Annotated in this window: 20 protein-coding genes; 4 read left to right on the top strand and 16 right to left on the bottom strand. The window is 69.7% G+C overall.

Features of this window, described 5'->3' with window-relative positions; all coding sequences use genetic code 11:
* Positions 1-108: 108 nt before the first annotated feature.
* Positions 109-1,428 (bottom strand): extracellular solute-binding protein, encoded by a 1,320-nt coding sequence (locus V3N99_15690; GenBank protein MEO3938180.1) that lies wholly within the window; start codon positions 1,426-1,428, stop codon positions 109-111.
* A 314-nt stretch (positions 1,429-1,742) separates the two neighbouring features.
* Here V3N99_15690 and V3N99_15685 point away from each other — a divergent pair, with 314 nt between their 5' ends.
* Both V3N99_15685 and V3N99_15680 read left to right on the top strand, forming a co-directional pair.
* On the top strand, positions 1,743-3,440 hold the full coding sequence (locus tag V3N99_15685; GenBank protein ID MEO3938179.1) for a fumarate hydratase: 1,698 nt from the start codon (positions 1,743-1,745) through the stop codon (positions 3,438-3,440).
* A 23-nt stretch (positions 3,441-3,463) separates the two neighbouring features.
* Positions 3,464-4,000, top strand: a complete 537-nt coding sequence (locus V3N99_15680) for a carbonic anhydrase (protein ID MEO3938178.1) — start codon at positions 3,464-3,466, stop codon at positions 3,998-4,000.
* A 15-nt stretch (positions 4,001-4,015) separates the two neighbouring features.
* On the opposite strand, the gene glmM is transcribed toward V3N99_15680, so the two are convergent.
* The 3 genes from glmM to rplM form a co-directional block, all read right to left on the bottom strand.
* The gene (gene glmM, locus V3N99_15675) at positions 4,016-5,368 is read right to left on the bottom strand and encodes a phosphoglucosamine mutase (GenBank protein ID MEO3938177.1); all 1,353 of its coding nucleotides are present in this window, start codon (positions 5,366-5,368) and stop codon (positions 4,016-4,018) included.
* Positions 5,369-5,492: 124 nt separating this feature from the next.
* The gene (gene rpsI, locus V3N99_15670; protein MEO3938176.1) at positions 5,493-5,999 is read right to left on the bottom strand and encodes a 30S ribosomal protein S9; all 507 of its coding nucleotides are present in this window, start codon (positions 5,997-5,999) and stop codon (positions 5,493-5,495) included.
* Between the two features lie 51 nt (positions 6,000-6,050).
* Positions 6,051-6,494 carry a 50S ribosomal protein L13 gene (rplM, locus tag V3N99_15665; GenBank protein ID MEO3938175.1) on the bottom strand — a complete coding sequence of 148 codons (444 nt, stop codon included), beginning with the start codon at positions 6,492-6,494 and terminating at the stop codon, positions 6,051-6,053.
* Positions 6,495-6,748: 254 nt separating this feature from the next.
* Between rplM and V3N99_15660 the strand changes: the two genes are divergently transcribed.
* Positions 6,749-7,351, top strand: a complete 603-nt coding sequence (locus V3N99_15660) for a helix-turn-helix domain-containing protein (protein ID MEO3938174.1) — start codon at positions 6,749-6,751, stop codon at positions 7,349-7,351.
* Here V3N99_15660 and V3N99_15655 read toward each other — a convergent pair.
* A complete protein-coding gene (locus V3N99_15655) occupies positions 7,329-7,472 on the bottom strand; it encodes a hypothetical protein (GenBank protein MEO3938173.1) in 144 nt (47 codons plus the stop codon). The two genes, V3N99_15660 and V3N99_15655, sit on opposite strands and share 23 nt — an antisense overlap.
* A 245-nt stretch (positions 7,473-7,717) precedes the next feature.
* On the opposite strand from V3N99_15655, the gene V3N99_15650 reads away from it, so the two are divergent.
* Positions 7,718-7,939 carry a hypothetical protein gene (locus V3N99_15650; protein MEO3938172.1) on the top strand — a complete coding sequence of 74 codons (222 nt, stop codon included), beginning with the start codon at positions 7,718-7,720 and terminating at the stop codon, positions 7,937-7,939.
* Positions 7,940-7,957: 18 nt separating this feature from the next.
* Here V3N99_15650 and V3N99_15645 read toward each other — a convergent pair whose 3' ends face one another.
* From V3N99_15645 to map, 11 genes are all read right to left on the bottom strand, one after another.
* Positions 7,958-9,640, bottom strand: a complete 1,683-nt coding sequence (locus tag V3N99_15645; GenBank protein MEO3938171.1) for an ATP-binding cassette domain-containing protein — start codon at positions 9,638-9,640, stop codon at positions 7,958-7,960.
* Positions 9,641-9,714: 74 nt separating this feature from the next.
* A complete protein-coding gene (locus V3N99_15640; GenBank protein ID MEO3938170.1) occupies positions 9,715-10,569 on the bottom strand; it encodes a tRNA pseudouridine synthase A in 855 nt (284 codons plus the stop codon).
* A 21-nt stretch (positions 10,570-10,590) separates the two neighbouring features.
* A complete protein-coding gene (locus V3N99_15635) occupies positions 10,591-11,118 on the bottom strand; it encodes a DUF664 domain-containing protein (GenBank protein MEO3938169.1) in 528 nt (175 codons plus the stop codon).
* Positions 11,119-11,208: 90 nt separating this feature from the next.
* Complete coding sequence (gene rplQ, locus V3N99_15630; protein MEO3938168.1) at positions 11,209-11,925, bottom strand: 50S ribosomal protein L17; 717 nt, start codon at positions 11,923-11,925, stop codon at positions 11,209-11,211.
* 38 nt (positions 11,926-11,963) lie between these two features.
* Positions 11,964-13,004, bottom strand: a complete 1,041-nt coding sequence (locus V3N99_15625; GenBank protein ID MEO3938167.1) for a DNA-directed RNA polymerase subunit alpha — start codon at positions 13,002-13,004, stop codon at positions 11,964-11,966.
* Positions 13,005-13,147: 143 nt separating this feature from the next.
* Positions 13,148-13,756, bottom strand: coding sequence for a 30S ribosomal protein S4 (rpsD, locus tag V3N99_15620; protein MEO3938166.1), 609 nt, complete (start codon positions 13,754-13,756; stop codon positions 13,148-13,150).
* Between the two features lie 34 nt (positions 13,757-13,790).
* A complete protein-coding gene (rpsK, locus tag V3N99_15615) occupies positions 13,791-14,198 on the bottom strand; it encodes a 30S ribosomal protein S11 (GenBank protein MEO3938165.1) in 408 nt (135 codons plus the stop codon).
* Positions 14,198-14,575, bottom strand: a complete 378-nt coding sequence (gene rpsM, locus V3N99_15610) for a 30S ribosomal protein S13 (protein MEO3938164.1) — start codon at positions 14,573-14,575, stop codon at positions 14,198-14,200. The genes rpsK and rpsM overlap by 1 nt, the downstream gene beginning before the upstream one ends.
* Before the next feature lie 233 nt (positions 14,576-14,808).
* On the bottom strand, positions 14,809-14,922 hold the full coding sequence (gene rpmJ, locus V3N99_15605; protein ID MEO3938163.1) for a 50S ribosomal protein L36: 114 nt from the start codon (positions 14,920-14,922) through the stop codon (positions 14,809-14,811).
* A 59-nt stretch (positions 14,923-14,981) separates the two neighbouring features.
* On the bottom strand, positions 14,982-15,203 hold the full coding sequence (gene infA, locus V3N99_15600; protein ID MEO3938162.1) for a translation initiation factor IF-1: 222 nt from the start codon (positions 15,201-15,203) through the stop codon (positions 14,982-14,984).
* Positions 15,204-15,454: 251 nt separating this feature from the next.
* Entirely contained in the window at positions 15,455-16,303 is an 849-nt protein-coding gene (gene map, locus V3N99_15595) for a type I methionyl aminopeptidase (GenBank protein MEO3938161.1), read from the bottom strand.
* Positions 16,304-16,309 lie beyond the last annotated feature (6 nt).

Below are 16,309 nucleotides of genomic sequence, written 5' to 3'. Positions count from 1 at the left end.
GACCAGGTCCTCTCTGACGATGGTGTGGGCGGTGCTACCGGGGGGAGCTGACGTGGCGGGGGCAGTCCCGGCAGGGGGCCACCCCCGCCACGTCGACATGGTTCAGGTTCAGGGCTTGGGGAAGCTCGCGTCGATGTTGTCGAGCATCGCCGTCTGGTCCTCCGCACCCGAGATCCACTTGACCGTCTCGGTCCAGAACGTGCCAGCGCCGACCACGGCCGGCATCAGGTCGGATCCGTCGAACCGGACCGCGGACGCCTTGTACAGCACGTCACGAGCAATCTTCTGGATGGTCGCGTTCGGGTAGAGCGAGACGTCGAAGGTCTTGTGTGGTGACAGGCCGCCCGTCTTGGCGGCCTCCATGCCGTTCTCCTTGCTGGCGATGAAGTTGCGCACCTTCAGGACGTTCGCGTCGTTGTTGAACGCGGCGGCGAGGTCGCCGCCGACCTCGACCGGGTTGTCGCCGGCCGTCTTGGCCGGGAAGGCCGTGACACCGACGGTGGAGTCGAGGTTGGCAATGACGTTGTCCGGGAACCCACCCTTGTTCGCGATGAAGGTCGCCTGCTTGAAGAGGTAGCAGCCGGGGGGCTGGGTGAAGAGGGCGTTGCCACCGGTCTGGAAGTTGATCGACACGATGGCCTTGGTGCCACCCCGGACGTTGCCGTCGGTGAAGGCGATCTTGTGGAAGTAGTCGTAGGCCGGCTTGATCTCCGGGCTGTTGAACTTCAGCTCACCCTTGACCCACTTGTCGTAGTTCTCGGGGCCGGCGGTCCGCAGGACGAGGTCCTCGATCCAGTCGGTGATGGGCCACCCCGTCGCCTGACCGGACTCGGCGGAGATGCACCAGGGCACCTTGCCCTCGCCACGGATCTTGTCGGTGAGCGCGGCCATCTCGTCGAGGGTCGTCGGGACGGGGTAGCCCCCGGCCTTGAAGGCGGCCTGGTCGTACCACAGCAGGCTCTTGACGCTGACCGCCGCGGGCAGGCCGTAAACCTTACCGTCGGTGCAGGTGCCGGCGCCGACGAAGCCGTTGACGAGGGTCGCCTTGTCGGTGGAGACCGTCGCGTCGTCGTACGGCGTGAGCTTGCCCTGCTTCGCCAGGTCACACATCAACCCGGGCTGCGGGAAGAGGCCCACGTCAGGAGGCGTGCCGCCCGCGACGCGGGTGTTGATCTCCGTGTCCCAGGCCCCGGCCTTGGTGAACTTGATGGTGACGCCGATCGTCTTGGCGTAGGCGTTGACGTCCTTCTGGAACGAGACCTCCTGCTGATCGCCGAAGCCGTACGACACCTCGACCGTGCTCTTGCCCGGACCGGCGGCAGCAGATGCGCCGTTGCTGCTGGTCGAGCTGGACGAGAGGCATCCGGAGGCGAGGCCGGCCACGGTGACCGCGGCGAAGGCGGTCCCTGCTGCCCTACGGGGATTCATTCGTGTGCTTCTCCTTTGAAGTCTCCCGGCGACGTCGCCGGTGAGGGCGGGGACCGGGCCCTCTGCGGTGAGGGGGTTAGTAGCAGTAAAAACGCTTTTACACGCCGAGGCAAGGGTTTGACGTAACGGTTCCGTAACGCACCTGTCGCCGGCCTGTCGTCCCCCTGTGACTCGGGATGCGTTGTGCCACAACAGGATCGAGTTGGTGTGACCACCCAGGAACGGGACGAACAGGGCGAGATCGCTACGCTGGAGGGTAGTCAACCGGGTGTGGACCCGCCGTCCGCAGCCGTCAGCACCAGGAGGAGACCGTCGTGGCCGAGTTCGCCTACGAGGACATGCTGCCCATCGGCCCCGATCGCACGCAGTACCGCCTACTCACCACCGAGGGTGTGCGCACCGTGGAGGGCCCGGGTGGCCGGACGTTCCTCGAGGTCGACCCCGAGGCGCTGCGCCGGCTCACCGACGAGGCGATGCACGACATCGCCCACTTCCTGCGCCCGGCCCACCTGGCCCAGCTGCGGCGCATCCTCGACGACCCCGAGGCGGGCAACAACGACAAGTTCGTGGCCCTCGACCTGCTCAAGAACGCCAACATCGCGGCCGCCGGCGTGCTGCCGATGTGCCAGGACACCGGCACCGCGGTGGTCATGGGCAAGCGCGGGCAGCACGTCCTCACCCCGGTCGACGGCGGCCCCGACGAGGAGGCGATCGCGCACGGGGTCCACGACGCCTACACCCGCCTCAACCTGCGCTACTCGCAGATGGCCCCGGTGACCACCTGGGAGGAGAAGAACACCGGGACCAACCTCCCGGCCCAGATCGAGCTCTACGCCGACACCGCAGCGGGCCACGAGACGACCTACAAGCTGCTCTTCATGGCCAAGGGAGGCGGCAGCGCCAACAAGTCCTTCCTCTACCAGGAGACGAAGGCGGTGCTCAACGAGCGGAGCATGCTGGCCTTCCTCGACGAGAAGGTCCGCAGCCTCGGCACGGCCGCGTGCCCGCCCTATCACCTAGCCGTGGTGATCGGGGGAACAAGTGCCGAGTTCGCCCTGAAGACAGCGAAGTACGCGTCGGCGAAGTACCTCGACGACCTGCCCACGACGGGGGACGCGGCCACTGCTCGGGGCTTCCGCGACACCGCCCTCGAGGAGAAGGTGCTCGAGCTGACCCGCCAGTTCGGCATCGGTGCGCAGTTCGGCGGGAAGTACTTCTGCCACGACGTGCGCGTGGTGCGGCTCCCCCGCCACGGTGCGTCCCTGCCCGTCGCCATCGCCGTGTCGTGCTCGGCCGACCGGCAGGCGATCGGCAAGATCACCGCTGACGGCGTCTTCCTCGAGGCGCTCGAGCGCGACCCGGCCCGCTTCCTGCCGGAGGCCACCGCCGAGAGCCTGGCCGCCGACGCCGAGGCAGCCGGCGACGTGGTGCGCATCGACCTCGGACGGCCGATGGACGAGGTCCTGGCCGAGCTGACCCGCCACCCGGTCAAGACCCGCCTGTCCCTGACGGGAACCCTCGTGGTCGCCCGCGACATCGCCCACGCGAAGATCAAGGAGCGGCTCGACGCGGGCGAGGCGATGCCGCAGTACCTCATGGACCACCCCGTCTACTACGCCGGCCCGGCCAAGACCCCCGAGGGGATGCCGAGCGGCTCCTTCGGGCCGACCACGGCCGGTCGCATGGACTCCTACGTCGAGCAGTTCCAGGCCGCCGGTGGCTCTAAGGTGATGCTGGCCAAGGGCAACCGCAGCAAGCAGGTCACCGACGCGTGCGCCGCCCACGGCGGCTTCTACCTCGGCTCGATCGGGGGCCCGGCCGCCCGTCTGGCCCAGGACTGCATCACCAGGGTCGAGGTGCTGGAGTATGCCGAGCTCGGGATGGAGGCGGTGTGGCGCATCGAGGTGCAGGACTTCCCCGCGTTCATCGTGGTCGACGACAAGGGTCACGACTTCTTCGCCACCGTCACGACCCCGCTCGCCAGCACGATCCCCGTGCGCCCCGGAGCATGAAGTCCACAGAAAGGCATGCCGCCATGTCCATCACAAGTGAGCCATTCGGTGACGACCTCGATCACGTCGACGACTTCGACGACGTCCTCACCGCCAACGCCGCGTTCAGCGCCGACTTCCGCCTGACGGGGTTCGACGGCATCGCCCGCGCCGGCATCGGCATGCTCACCTGCATGGACTCGCGCATCGACCCGCTCGGGATGATCGGGCTCGAGCCGGGAGACGCGAAGATCATCCGCAACCCCGGAGCCCGTCTGACGCCGAACGCCCTCGAGGCGATGGTCCTCGGGGTCAACCTGCTGCAGGTGCGGCGCATCCTCGTGGTGCCCCACACCCGGTGCGCGGTGGCCAGCAGCACCGCGGCCGAGATCTCCGCCCGCGTCGCCTCCGCGGCGGGCGTCGACGACCCGGGTATGGAGTTCCACGTCGTGCAGGACCAGGTCGCCGCCCTGCGCGACGACGTGCGCGCGTTGGCCGAGCACCCGCTCATCGCTGGGCAGGCCCTGGTGGCAGGCTTCGTCTACGACGTCGACACGGGCCTGCTCGAGCGCCGCGCCTGACGGCGCGGGCCGCCGTCAGACCGTCAGGCTGAGGTGCGAGCGCACCGACTCGGCCAGTCGGCCGGCGACCGCCTGGGCCTGGGCCTCATCGGCGGCCTCGACCATGACGCGGACCAGGGGCTCCGTGCCGGACTTGCGCAGGAGCACACGCCCGGACGTGCCGAGCTCGGCCTCGGCTGCCGCCACCGCAGCCTGCACGGCGTCATCACCGTCGACGGCGTCCTTGTCGACCCCCGGCACGTTGACGAGCACCTGCGGCAGGCGGCGCATGACCCCGGCCAGGTCGGCCAGCGTGCGCCCGGTCTGGGCCATCCGCGCCGCCAGCAGCAGCCCGGTGAGCACCCCGTCGCCGGTCGTGCCGTGCTCGAGCAGGATGACGTGGCCGGACTGCTCACCACCGAGCGAGTACCCCCCGGCCCGCATGTCCTCCAGGACGTAGCGGTCCCCGACCGCCGTCTGGCGCACCGTCACGCCCTCCCGGGCCATCGCCTGGAGCATACCGAGGTTGCTCATCACCGTGGCGACGAGGGTGTCGTCCTTCAGGGCCCCACGCTCCCTCAGGGCCAGGGCGATGACCGCCATGATCTGGTCGCCGTCGACGACCTCGCCGGAGGCGTCGATGGCGAGGCAGCGGTCGGCGTCACCGTCGTGGGCGATACCGAGGTCGGCGCCCGCCGCGAGCACGGCGTCACGCAGCGGTGTCAGGTGGGTCGAGCCGTGACCGTCGTTGATGTTGAGGCCGTCGGGCTCGGCACCGATGACGTCGACCCGCGCCCCTGCCCGCCGGAACACCTCGGGCGAGACCAGGGAGGCCGCCCCGTGCGCGGCGTCGATCACGACGTGCACGCCGTCGAGCCGGTGCGGCAGCACGGTGAGGAGGTGCGTGACATACCGCTCGGCGCCGTCGTGCAGGCGTCGCACCCGGCCGACGCCCGCCCCCGTCGGGCGCTCCCACGGCTCGCGCAGCCGGGCCTCGATGGCGTCCTCGAGCTCGTCGGGCAGCTTGTGACCGCCACGGGTGAAGAACTTGATCCCGTTGTCGGGCATGGGGTTGTGCGAGGCGGACAGGACGACGCCGAGGTCGGCCTCGAGCGAGGCGGTGAGGTGGGCGATCGCCGGCGTGGGCAGCACGCCGACGTCGAGCACGTCGACTCCGGCGGACGCCAGGCCAGCGATGACGGCCGCCAAGAGGAACTCCCCCGAGGCGCGCCCGTCGGTGCCGACCACGGCCGACGGGCGATGGCCGACGAACTCACCCTTCTCGGCCAGCACGTGGGCTGCCGCGACCGAGAGGTCGAGGGCCAGCTCTGCCGTGATGTCGGTGTTGGCCTGGCCACGGACGCCGTCCGTGCCGAAGAGTCGAGCCACGAGGTCGCCTTTCGTTGGGCATCCAGCAACGACGACGGCGGCCCGGAGGGTGCCCGGACCGCCGTCGTGGTGGTGCTGGTGGAGCTGTGGGTGCTGGGGAGGGGCCTGCTGGCGCAGGCGCCGATCAGCGCTTGCTGTACTGGGGAGCCTTGCGGGCCTTCTTGAGACCGGCCTTCTTGCGCTCGGGCACGCGCGCGTCGCGGGTCAGGAAGCCAGCCGCCTTCAGCGTGGGACGGTTGAGCTCGGGATCGACCCCGTTGAGCGAGCGGGCGATGCCGAGGCGCACGGCGCCGGCCTGACCGGAGGGGCCACCGCCGTGGACGCGCACGAGCACGTCGTAGGCACCGTCGAGCTCGAGCACGGTGAAGGGCTCGGCCACGATCTGCTGGTGGACCTTGTTGGGGAAGTAGCCGTCGAGGGTGCGACCGTTGATCGTCCACTGGCCGGTGCCAGGGACGATGCGCACGCGGGCGATGGCCTGCTTGCGGCGGCCGGTGGCCGCGCCGGGGGCAGAGGCCGACGGGCGGCGAGCGGGCTCGCCACCGGCGACCGGGCCCTCCGACTGCGAGGTGTACTCGGAGATCTCGGGCTCGTCGGTGTCGAGGACGTCGACGTCGTTGGTGTCAGACACGATGGAAGTTCCTTGTCTAGATGTCTCAGCGTCGGAGCAGCCGGCCGGAGCCTACTGCGCCACCTGCGTGAGCTCGAACGGGACGGGCTTCTGGGCCTCGTGGGGGTGGCTCGGGCCGGCGTAGACCTTGAGCTTGCTGATCTGCTGGCTCGCGAGCGAGTTCTTGGGGAGCATCCCGCGGATGGCCTTCTCGACCGCCCTGGTGGGGTGCTTCTCCAGCATCTGGACGTAGGACGTGGCCCGCAGACCGCCCGGGAAGCCCGAGTGGGTGTAGGACAGCTTCTTCTCGAGCTTGGCGCCGGTGAGGGCGACCTTCTCGGCGTTGATGATGATGACGAAGTCGCCCATGTCGACGTGAGGGGCGTAGGTCGCCTTGTGCTTGCCACGCAGCAGGATCGCCGTCTGGCTCGCGAGGCGACCCAGCACGATGTCCGTGGCGTCGATGATGTGCCAGGCGCGAACGGCCTCGCCGGTCTTGGGGGTGTAGGTGCGCACGATGTCCAGCTTTCGTGTGGATGGTGGTCTCGTCGGCCGTGAGCCCGCTCCCCGATGGGGTCCGGCTCGGCGTCGCCAGCCCTGGGGGGCTCCGGCACAACCTGACCAGTCTACGGATGACCGACGAGCAGCCCAAATCCCCGGTGGCGAGGCGTCATACCGGCCCTGACCTGCGGCGATGCAGCGGGCGGGGGACGGTGAGGTCCCCTCGCCCCACCTCGTGCAAATTATCTGTGCACATGTATTGTGCACAGGTGCCTTCTTCTCCCCCGTCTCCGCAGGAGTCCGCCAAGGTCCTGGCCCACCCCCTCCGGTCGCGCCTCCTGGCTGCGCTGCGGCGCTCCGGAGACGCCACCGCGACCACCCTGGCGGGCCAGCTGGGCACCAACTCGGGCGCGACGAGCTACCACCTGCGCCGGCTCGCCTCGGTGGGGCTCGTCGTCGACTCCGGCACCGGCCGGGGCAAGGAGCGCGTATGGAGCGCCGCGAGCGAGGCCCGTTCGTGGCGGACGGGAGGGCAGGACGACGACGACGCGGCGGCGTCCCTCGACTGGATCGAGCGCGACTATGTGAGGCACTTCGCCACCAAGGCCGAGCAGTGGCTCGACGTCGCGCCCTCGTGGCCACCCGAGTGGGCCGAGCACCTCGGGCTCGCCGACCACGTCACGCTCGTGACGAAGGAGCAGCTGGTGGCCATGCGGACCGAGGTGGAGGAGGTGCTGGCGCGCTACCGACGGGTCGGGCAGGGCAACCCACGGGCCAAGCGGGTCGCGGTCTACACCTACGCCTATCCCGTCGACCTGGACAACCTCCCGCAGAGCCTGGGGGGTGAGCTCAGAGCGGACGGATCTCGCTGACCTCCCCGACGCCGTCACGCTTGACCGCCTCCACGTCGAGCTGGGCGGCGGCCGCCGAGTCGGTCGACCGCAGCTGGTGCGCCTGGAAGGCGAAGACGCCTACGGCGGCGAGCGTGAGCACGCCCCCAGGGCCGCTGACCTACGCCCTGGTCTCCGTCGCGACCATCGCCTTCGCCGGTGTCGGCACCGACGGCATCGGGCTCGGCAACGACGCCCACGCGGACGACGTCTTCGCTGCCATGGGCGCCGAGGTCTTCGGCAGTGGCAGCTTCGGATGGATCATGGTGCACCTGCTCCCGATCAGCGTGCCGGCCTCGGCGGCAGCCAGCACCCAGACCCACCGACGCCACCGTGTGGATGGGTGCCGTGTCCATCGCCTTCTACTACGGCCCCACCGGCTTTGCCTGCGCGTGGTTCTACCGGCACACCATGTGGGCCAAGCCCCGCGACATCCTCATGCAGGGGCTGATCCCCCTGCTGGGCGGCATCATCCTGCTCGGCATCGGATCCCTGGCCCTCGGTGCCGTCCTGATGATCGTCTGGGAGGTCATCAACCCCGAGCACTTCTCCGGGGTCACCCACGACTGACGGTGGGCGACGGTCGGGTCAGCGCCGACGCGCGACCCGCCCCTCGTCCCACACCGCGTCCGCGCTCTCGTAGACCGTGCCCTCGGCGCCGAGCACGAGGAAGCGGTCGAAGGACCGCGCGAACCACCGGTCGTGGGTGACGGCGACGACCGTCCCGTCGAAGGCGGCCAGCCCGGCCTCCAGGGCCTCCACCGAGTCGAGGTCGAGGTTGTCGGTGGGCTCGTCGAGCAACAGCAGGGTCGCCCCCGAGAGCTCGAGGAGCAGGATCTGGAAACGTGCCTGCTGCCCTCCCGAGAGGGTGTCGAAGGTCTGCTCCGACGCATGGGCGAGCTCGTAGCGGTCGAGGGCGCGGGCGGCCTGCTCCCGCGGCTTCCCGTCCCGGTGCTCGTCGCCGCGGTGAAGCACCTCGAGCAGGGTGCGGCCGAGCAGGGACGGGTGCTCGTGCGTCTGGGCGAACCACCCGGGCCGCACTCGTGAGCCGAGCCGGACCATGCCGGTGTGCGCCACCCGCTCCGGCTGCACGTCACCCACCGGACGGTGCTCGAGGTCGGGGTCCGACCCGCCGGCCGCGAGCAGCCGCAGGAAGTGCGACTTGCCGGAGCCGTTGGAACCGAGCACAGCGAGCCGCTCGCCGTACCAGACCTCGAGGTCGAAGGGCTTCATCAGCCCGGTGAGCTCGAGCCGCTGCGCCACGACCGCTCGTTTGGCGGTGCGTCCACCCGTCAGGCGCATCCTCACGTGCTGCTGCTGCGGCAGCGCCTCCGGTGGCCCGGCGTCGACGAACCGGCGGAGCCGGGTCTGTGCCGCCTGGTAGCGGGCGGCCATGCTGTCGTTGTAGGCCGACTTGGTCTTGTACATCAGCACGAGCGCCTTCAGCTTGGCGTGCTCCTCGTCCCAGCGCTTCCGCAGCTCCTCGAGCCGGGCGAAGCGGTCTCGTCGCGCGTCGTAGTAGGTCGCGAACGGGCCGGCGTGCACCCACAGCGTGGAGCCCGCTGCGCCGGGCTCGAGGGTCGCGACGCGGGTCGCGACCCGGCCGAGCAGCTCGCGGTCGTGGCTGACGAAGAGCACCGTCTTGGCCGAGGCGACGAGCTGCGCCTCGAGCCACTCCTTGCCCGGCACGTCGAGGTAGTTGTCCGGCTCGTCGAGCAGCAGCACCTCCTCCGGGCCGCGCAGCAGCGACTCGAGGACGAGCCGCTTCTGTTCGCCTCCCGACAGGGTGGTGACCTTGCGCCACTGGGCCTTCTCATAGGGCACGCCGAGGGCGGCGATCGTGCACACGTCCCACAGCGTCTCTGCTTCGTAGCCGCCGGCGTCACCCCAGTCGACGAGGGCCTGGGCGTAGGCCATCTGCACCGACTCGGTGTCGTGCTCCATCATGGCGAGCTCGGTGCGGTCGATGGCGTGCGCGGCGCTCCGGATCTTGTCCGTCGCGACCGTCAGCAGCAGGTCACGCACCGTCGACTCATCACGCACCTGGCCCACGAACTGCCGCATCACACCGAGACCCCCGCTGCGCGTCACGGCCCCCTCATCGGCCACGAGGTCGCCGGACACGATGCGCGTGAGCGTGGTCTTGCCGGTGCCGTTGGGGCCGATCAGCGCGACCTTGGCCCCCTCCCCCACCCGCAGGGAGACCTCGGCCAGCAGCGGCTGCCCGTCAGGGAGGAAGTACGAGACGGTATTGACGTCGACATGGCCCACAGTCGACCAGTCTCACAGACACGGGGGCCGACACGCTGCTCATATATTGCGACCGGCTCCTCGGCCGCACCGGCTCAGGGCAGGTAGCGCCGGGTCCGGGACTCCAGGGCCCGCACGGCCACCTCCTCGTCGGACGGGTAGGTGACCTCCTCGAGACTGAGGCCGTGGGGTGGCATCACCACCACCGCGGGGTCGCGCTCGCCGCCCTGGCGCACCCGCAGCGGCCAGTCGACGCTGCGCTTCCCCTCACCCACGGGCAGCACGGACCCGACCAGTGCGCGCACCATCGAGTGGCAGAAGGCATCGGCGACGACTGTGGCCTCGAGGACCCCGTCATCGAGGCGGACCCACGAGAAGTCGAGGAGCGTCCGCACGGTGGTCGCACCCTCACGACGACGGCAGAACGCGGCAAAGTCCTTCAGCCCCAACAGGTTACGGCTCGCTGCGTGCAAGAGCCCGACGTCCAGCGCCCGCCGCAGGTGCACGGTGTCGTGCCGTCGTAGCGGGTCCTTCGTCGCTGCCGCGTCAGCGATGCGGTAGGAGTAGCGACGTCGGACCGCGGAGAACCGGGCATCGAAACCGTTGGGGGCCAACGACGCCCGGCTCACGACGATGTCGGCCGGCAGGATCCCGGCCAGCCGGCTTCGGGCCGCCTGCTCGGGCGTGCGGCTGGATCGGGCGGGCAGCTCTGACCAGGCGACCCGGTCGACGTCTGCGTGCACGACCTGCCCACGTGCGTGCACCCCGGCGTCGGTCCGCCCGGCGACCGTCAGCCGCACAGGTCGCGGTGCGCGCATCATCGTGGTCAGCCCCCACGACAAGGTGCCCTCCACCGTGCGCAGCGCAGGTTGCGCCGCCCAGCCGGCGAAGGCGGTCCCGTCATAGGCCAGGTCGAGTCGCACACGCACGTTGTCGGGCGAGGGCTCCATACGCCCAATCGTAGTGAGCCCTCAGGCTCGCTCGAGCACCCCACGCACGTAGGCCGCCTGACCGACGTGCTGGGTCACGTCGGCGAGCACGCTCACCATCCGGGCCAGGAGGGTGACCGGGGGGTCCCAGTGCTCGTCGACGACGGCATCCCACAGGTCGTCCGTCACCCCGCCCAGGACCTCGAGGGTGCGGGCCTGCACTGCGCGGTGGTAGTCGACCAGGAAGGCAGCGCTCACGCGCACCTGCCCGACCTCTCGCGCCGATTGGCCGTAGCCGATCTCGTCATCGGCCGACGCCAGACCCGAACGGGCGGCGAAACCGTCGGCGGTCCACACCTGAACCCCCAGCTCGTGCCAGCCGAGGGCGGCAGCGGCTCCGGCCACGTGATGGTCCTGCACCCGGGTGAGGTGCCAGACCAGCCACCCGATCGGGTTGGCGGCGTGGTCGATGCGGGCGGCGAGCTGCTCGTCGTCGAGCCCGTCGACGGCTGCACCCACGAGGTCGGGCAGACGACCGAAGGACTCACGGAAGACGGCGGTGGCGCTCATGGGCCAGACCGTACCCGCTGCTGACCGACGACGACGCCCCACCCGGCAGACCCGGGCGGGGCGTCGCACTGCGGTGCAGGGAGCTGGCGCTCAGCCACCAGCCTTGGTGAAGCCGGCCGCCTCGGCGGCCTCGGACGTGGCGAACCAGACCTCGGGCACCGTCTGCTCGAACCACTGGCCGTCGGGCTCGTGGTACTTCATCGAGTCCTTGTTGCCCTTGATCGGGAAGCCCTCGGGGGCGGCGCCGTCGTCGGTGACGGGGGCCGAGCCCTCGCCGTACTCGCCGGCATCGGTCGGGGCGGGCGACTCGTCGACCGGGGCCTGAGTGACCTCGGTCTCCTCGACCTGCTCGGTCTCCTCGACCTGCTCGACCGCGGGGGCCTCGGCGTCCTTGGCCGCGCGCCTGGTCGCCGCCTCGGCCTCCTTGACCGTCGCCTTCTTGGCCGACATCGGCTCGCGGACGAGCTCGATCACGGCCATGGGGGCGTTGTCACCCTTGCGGGCACCGATCTTGGTGATGCGGGTGTAGCCGCCGGGGCGCAACTCCATGTCGGGCGCGATCTCGGTGAAGAGACGGTGCACGACACCCTTGTCCTTCACGACCGTCATGACCCGGCGACGAGCGTGCAGGTCACCACGCTTGGCAAAGGTGATGAGGCGCTCGGCGAGCGGGCGCAGGCGCTTGGCCTTGGCCTCGGTCGTCGTGATCTGGTCGTGCTCGAAGAGCGACGTCGCGAGGTTGGCCAGCATGAGCCGCTCGTGCGCCGGACCGCCACCGAGACGGGGACCCTTGGTAGGGGTAGGCATTGGTGTTCTCCTGTGTCAGGGGTGCGTCGGGTGGAAGGTCAGAGCTGCTCGTCCTCGGCGAGGGCGCGCCCGTCGTCCGAGGCGTCGTAGTCGTCGTAGTCGTCGCTGTAGCTGTCGACGATGGCGCTCGGGTCGAACCCGGGCGGGCTGTCCTTGAGTGCGAGGCCCATCCCGACGAGCTTGGCCTTGACCTCGTCGATCGACTTCGCACCGAAGTTGCGGATGTCGAGCAGGTCGGCCTCGCTGCGTCCGACGAGCTCACCCACGGTGTGGATGCCCTCGCGCTTGAGGCAGTTGTAGGACCGGACCGTCAGGTCGAGGTCCTCGATCGGCAGCGCCAGGTCGGCCGCGAGCGCGGCGTCGGTCGGCGACGGGCCCATGTCGATGCCCTCGGCCTCGACGTTGAGCTCACGGACCAGGCCGAAGAGCTCGACGAGCGTCTTCCCGGCCGAGGCCATGGCATCACGCGGGGCCATCGAGCTCTTGGTCTCGACATCGAGGATGAGCTTGTCGAAGTCGGTGCGCTGCTCGACCCGGGTGGCCTCGACGGAGTACTTGACCGCCAGCACCGGCGAGTAGATGGAGTCGACCGGGATCCGGCCGATCTCGGCGTCGCCGGCCTTGTTCTGGGCGGCGGAGACGTAGCCGCGACCGCGCTCGACGGTCAGCTCCATCTCCATCTTGCCCTTGCCGTTGAGGGTGGCGATGTGCAGGTCGGGGTTGTGCACCTCGACGCCGGCCGGGGGCTGGATGTCGGCCGCGGTGATCTGGCCCGGTCCCTGCTTGCGTAGGTACATGACGATGGGCTCGTCGTGCTCCGAGGAGACCACGAGCGACTTGATGTTGAGGATGATCTCGGTGACATCCTCCTTGCACCCCGGGATGGTCTGGAACTCGTGGAGGACCCCGTCGACGCGGATCGACGTGACCGCGGCACCGGGGATGCTCGAGAGCAGGGTGCGGCGCAGGGTGTTACCGAGCGTGTAGCCGAAGCCGGGCTCGAGAGGCTCGATGGTGAACCGGCTGCGGGAGTCGTTGACGATCTCCTCAGCCAGCACGGGACGCTGTGCGATGAGCACGGTGTTCTTCCTTCCCACGGGCGCCCGCTATTTGACGCCTGTGACTTCCACCGCCCCCGCTCTGTCCGGGGGGCGGTGTCCTTGCTGGTGACGCCCGTATGCCGTGTGCCCACCTCGCGGGGGCACACGGCATACGGCGGGCATCAGTTCTTCGAGTAGTACTCGATGATGAGCTGCTCGGTGAGGATGGTCGTGATCTGCGCCCGGGTCGGGAGCTGGTGGATCAGGATCTGCAGCGAGCCCTCGACGACCTGCATCCAGGCCGGGATCGGACGGTCACCGTAGGTCTGGCGGGCCAGCTCGATCGGGAACGTCTCGCGGCTCTGGGCGCGGACCGTGATGATGTCGTAGGACTCCACGCGGTACGACGGGACGTCGACGCGGTGGCCGTTGACCTCGAAGTGGCCGTGCGTGACCAGCTGACGGGCGGCGCGACGCGTGCGGGCCAGGCCCGCGCGGTAGACGACGTTGTCGAGACGCGACTCGAGGATGATCAGCAGGTTGTCACCGGACTTGCCGGGACGGTTGGCTGCTTCCTTGTAGTAGCGGACGAACTGCTTCTCCATGACGCCGTAGGTGAAGCGGGCCTTCTGCTTCTCCTGGAGCTGGGTCAGGTATTCCTTCTCCTGGATCCGGCGACGGCCGTGCTGGCCGGGCGGGAAGGGACGCAGGTCGAAGTTCTTGTCGCCGCCGACGAGGTCGACCTTGAGGCGACGCGACTTCTTGGTGATGGGGCCGGTGTACCGAGCCATAGCTTGTCGTTACTCCTTGAGTCTTCTAAGCCGGTCAGACGCGACGGCGCTTGGGCGGGCGGACACCGTTGTGCGGCGAGGGGGTGACGTCGTTGATCGCGCCGACCTCGAGGCCGGTGGCCGTGAGAGAGCGGATCGCGGTCTCGCGGCCGGAGCCGGGACCCTTAACGAACACGTCGACGCGCTTCATGCCGTGCTCCATCGCCCGGCGGGCAGCGGCCTCGGCCGCCATCTGGGCGGCGAACGGCGTCGACTTGCGCGAGCCCTTGAAGCCGACCTGACCGGCGGAGGCCCAGGAGATCACGTTGCCGGTGGGGTCGGTGATCGAGATGATGGTGTTGTTGAACGTGCTCTTGATGTGAGCTTGCCCGTGGGCGACGTTCTTCTTCTCCTTGCGGCGGACCTTCTTGGCACCGGCCGCGGCGCGCTTCTGGGGAGGCATTACTTACCGACCTTCTTCTTACCGGCGACGGTGCGCTTCGGGCCCTTGCGGGTGCGCGCGTTGGTCTTCGTGCGCTGACCGCGCACCGGAAGGCCGCGGCGGTGGCGCAGGCCCTCGTAGGAGCCGATCTCGACCTTGCGGCGGATGTCGGCGGCGACCTCACGGCGGAGGTCACCCTCGATCTTGAAGTTGCCCTCGAGGTAGTCGCGCAGGGCGACCAGCTCGGTGTCGTTGAGGTCCTTCACGCGGGTGTCGGGGCTGATGCCCGTCGCGCCGAGCGCTTCCTTGGACCGGGTGCGACCCACACCGAAGATGTAGGTCAGGGCGACCTCGACGCGCTTGTCGCGCGGCAGGTCGACACCAACTAGACGTGCCATAGTGCTTCCTTTTCGTGTGCTTCGGAGGTCTGGAGCAGACACCGTTCCGGTGAGCCGCAGCCCCTCTTCCGAGGGGGCGGTGTGGCCCGAGGGCCATCCGGTCCCCGGCCTCCGAGGCCGGGGGTGACGTCCTGGGCCGACACCGGGTGGCGGGTCGGGCCCAGGGGCCGGGTGCTGCGTGGGTACTGCGTGCTGCGTCGGGAGACCGTGACGCGTGCGGGTGGTGCTTCTGCTCAGCCCTGGCGCTGCTTGTGGCGCAGGTTCTCGCAGATCACCATGACCCGACCATTGCGGCGGATCACCTTGCACTTGTCGCAGATCTTCTTGACGCTCGGCTGGACCTTCATCTGCCTGCTGTCCTCGATCTGGTGTGGTGTTGTCTGGTGATGGGGGCGTGCGGTGGTGCTCAGCGGTAGCGGAAGACGATGCGGCCGCGGTCGAGGTCGTACGGCGAGAGCTCCACCACGACGCGGTCCTCAGGGAGGATCCGGATGTAGTGCTGACGCATCTTGCCCGAGATGTGAGCAAGCACCTTGTGGCCGTTGCTGAGCTCCACGCGGAACATCGCGTTCGGCAGAGCCTCGACAATCGTGCCCTCGATCTCGATGACGCCGTCCTTCTTGGCCATGTCCTCCGTCAATCCGTTGATTACGTGTTGGTGGTACCGAACGAGTGCTCATGGTGGGACTCTGGGCGGCGGAGCACACGACACCCAACGGGCGATACTACGGCAGCGCCGCAGGACCGACCTAATCCGCAGCCGCGGGGGACCCCTCCGGGGTAGCCTGACGGCCGCTGGCGTTCGCACGCGCGGGGGCGAGAGCGATGGCCTGGGCGGCGGGCACCGGGGACGCGGAGGCGGGCACGGGGGTCGCCGGATCAGTCGGACAGAGGGGCGTACGCCGCACCCAGCCGGCCCAGGGCGGCTTCCCCGCCGTCGAGGGCCGTCAGGACCCAGAGCCCAGCGGCGGTGACGGCGACGGAGTTCTCCCAGTGGGCCGCCCGCGACCCGTCGGCGGTGACGACCGTCCAGTCGTCGTCGAGGGTCCTGGTCTGCGGGCTCCCCCACGTCACCATCGGCTCGATGGCACCGGTGAAACCGTCACGCACGAGCGGCCCGTGCTCCCGGACCCCGTAGTTGGGGATCTGCGGATCCTCGTGCATGGTGCGGCCGATCCCGTGCCCGACGTACTCCTCGACGATGCCGTACTCGTGCCCTGCGGCGTCACCGGCGGCCTCGATGCACGCCTCCACCGCCTCGCCGACGTCGAAGAGCCGTCGGCCGACGGCCAGCGCTGCGACCCCGGCCCACATGGAGGCCTCGGTGGTGTCGATGAGGGCCAGGTCGGCGGGCGTGGCGCACGCCGGGCCACCGACCACGAGGGAGACTGCCGCGTCGCCGTTCCAGCCCTCGACCTCGGCCCCGCAGTCGATGGACAGCAGGTCACCATCACGCAGCACCCGAGACCCGGGGATGCCGTGGACGACCTCGTCGTTGACGCTGGTGCACAGCGTGTGGCGGTAGCCGGGCACCAGCTGGAAGTTGGGGATGCCGCCGTGGCTGCGGATGCTGTCCTCGGCCAGCGCGTCGAGCTCGAGTGTCGTCATGCCCGCCCGGACCTCACGCCGGAGCAGGGCGAGCGTCTCGCCGACGAGCAGGCCTGCCGTCCGCATGAGGACGATCTGCTCGGGCGTCTTCGCCGGGGTCTGCTTCCGTCCCAACCTCATGACCGC

The sequence above is a fragment of the Dermatophilaceae bacterium Soc4.6 genome, assembly GCA_039889245.1.
Taxonomy (GTDB): domain Bacteria; phylum Actinomycetota; class Actinomycetes; order Actinomycetales; family Dermatophilaceae; genus Lapillicoccus.
This window is presented reverse-complemented; position numbering and strand designations above follow the sequence as displayed.

What these genes read in the sequence shown, in the direction of transcription:
- V3N99_15690 (MEO3938180.1), bottom strand. Translation starts at nt 1,428, where the DNA reads ATGAATCCCCGTAGGGCAGCAGGGACCGCCTTCGCCGCGGTCACCGTG.
- V3N99_15680 (MEO3938178.1), top strand. Translation starts at nt 3,464, where the DNA reads ATGTCCATCACAAGTGAGCCATTCGGTGACGACCTCGATCACGTCGAC.
- V3N99_15640 (MEO3938170.1), bottom strand. Translation starts at nt 10,569, where the DNA reads ATGGAGCCCTCGCCCGACAACGTGCGTGTGCGACTCGACCTGGCCTAT.
- V3N99_15635 (MEO3938169.1), bottom strand. Translation starts at nt 11,118, where the DNA reads ATGAGCGCCACCGCCGTCTTCCGTGAGTCCTTCGGTCGTCTGCCCGAC.
- rplQ (MEO3938168.1), bottom strand. Translation starts at nt 11,925, where the DNA reads ATGCCTACCCCTACCAAGGGTCCCCGTCTCGGTGGCGGTCCGGCGCAC.
- rpsD (MEO3938166.1), bottom strand. Translation starts at nt 13,756, where the DNA reads ATGGCTCGGTACACCGGCCCCATCACCAAGAAGTCGCGTCGCCTCAAG.
- rpsK (MEO3938165.1), bottom strand. Translation starts at nt 14,198, where the DNA reads ATGCCTCCCCAGAAGCGCGCCGCGGCCGGTGCCAAGAAGGTCCGCCGC.
- rpsM (MEO3938164.1), bottom strand. Translation starts at nt 14,575, where the DNA reads ATGGCACGTCTAGTTGGTGTCGACCTGCCGCGCGACAAGCGCGTCGAG.
- rpmJ (MEO3938163.1), bottom strand. Translation starts at nt 14,922, where the DNA reads ATGAAGGTCCAGCCGAGCGTCAAGAAGATCTGCGACAAGTGCAAGGTG.
- infA (MEO3938162.1), bottom strand. Translation starts at nt 15,203, where the DNA reads ATGGCCAAGAAGGACGGCGTCATCGAGATCGAGGGCACGATTGTCGAG.
- map (MEO3938161.1), bottom strand. Translation starts at nt 16,303, where the DNA reads ATGAGGTTGGGACGGAAGCAGACCCCGGCGAAGACGCCCGAGCAGATC.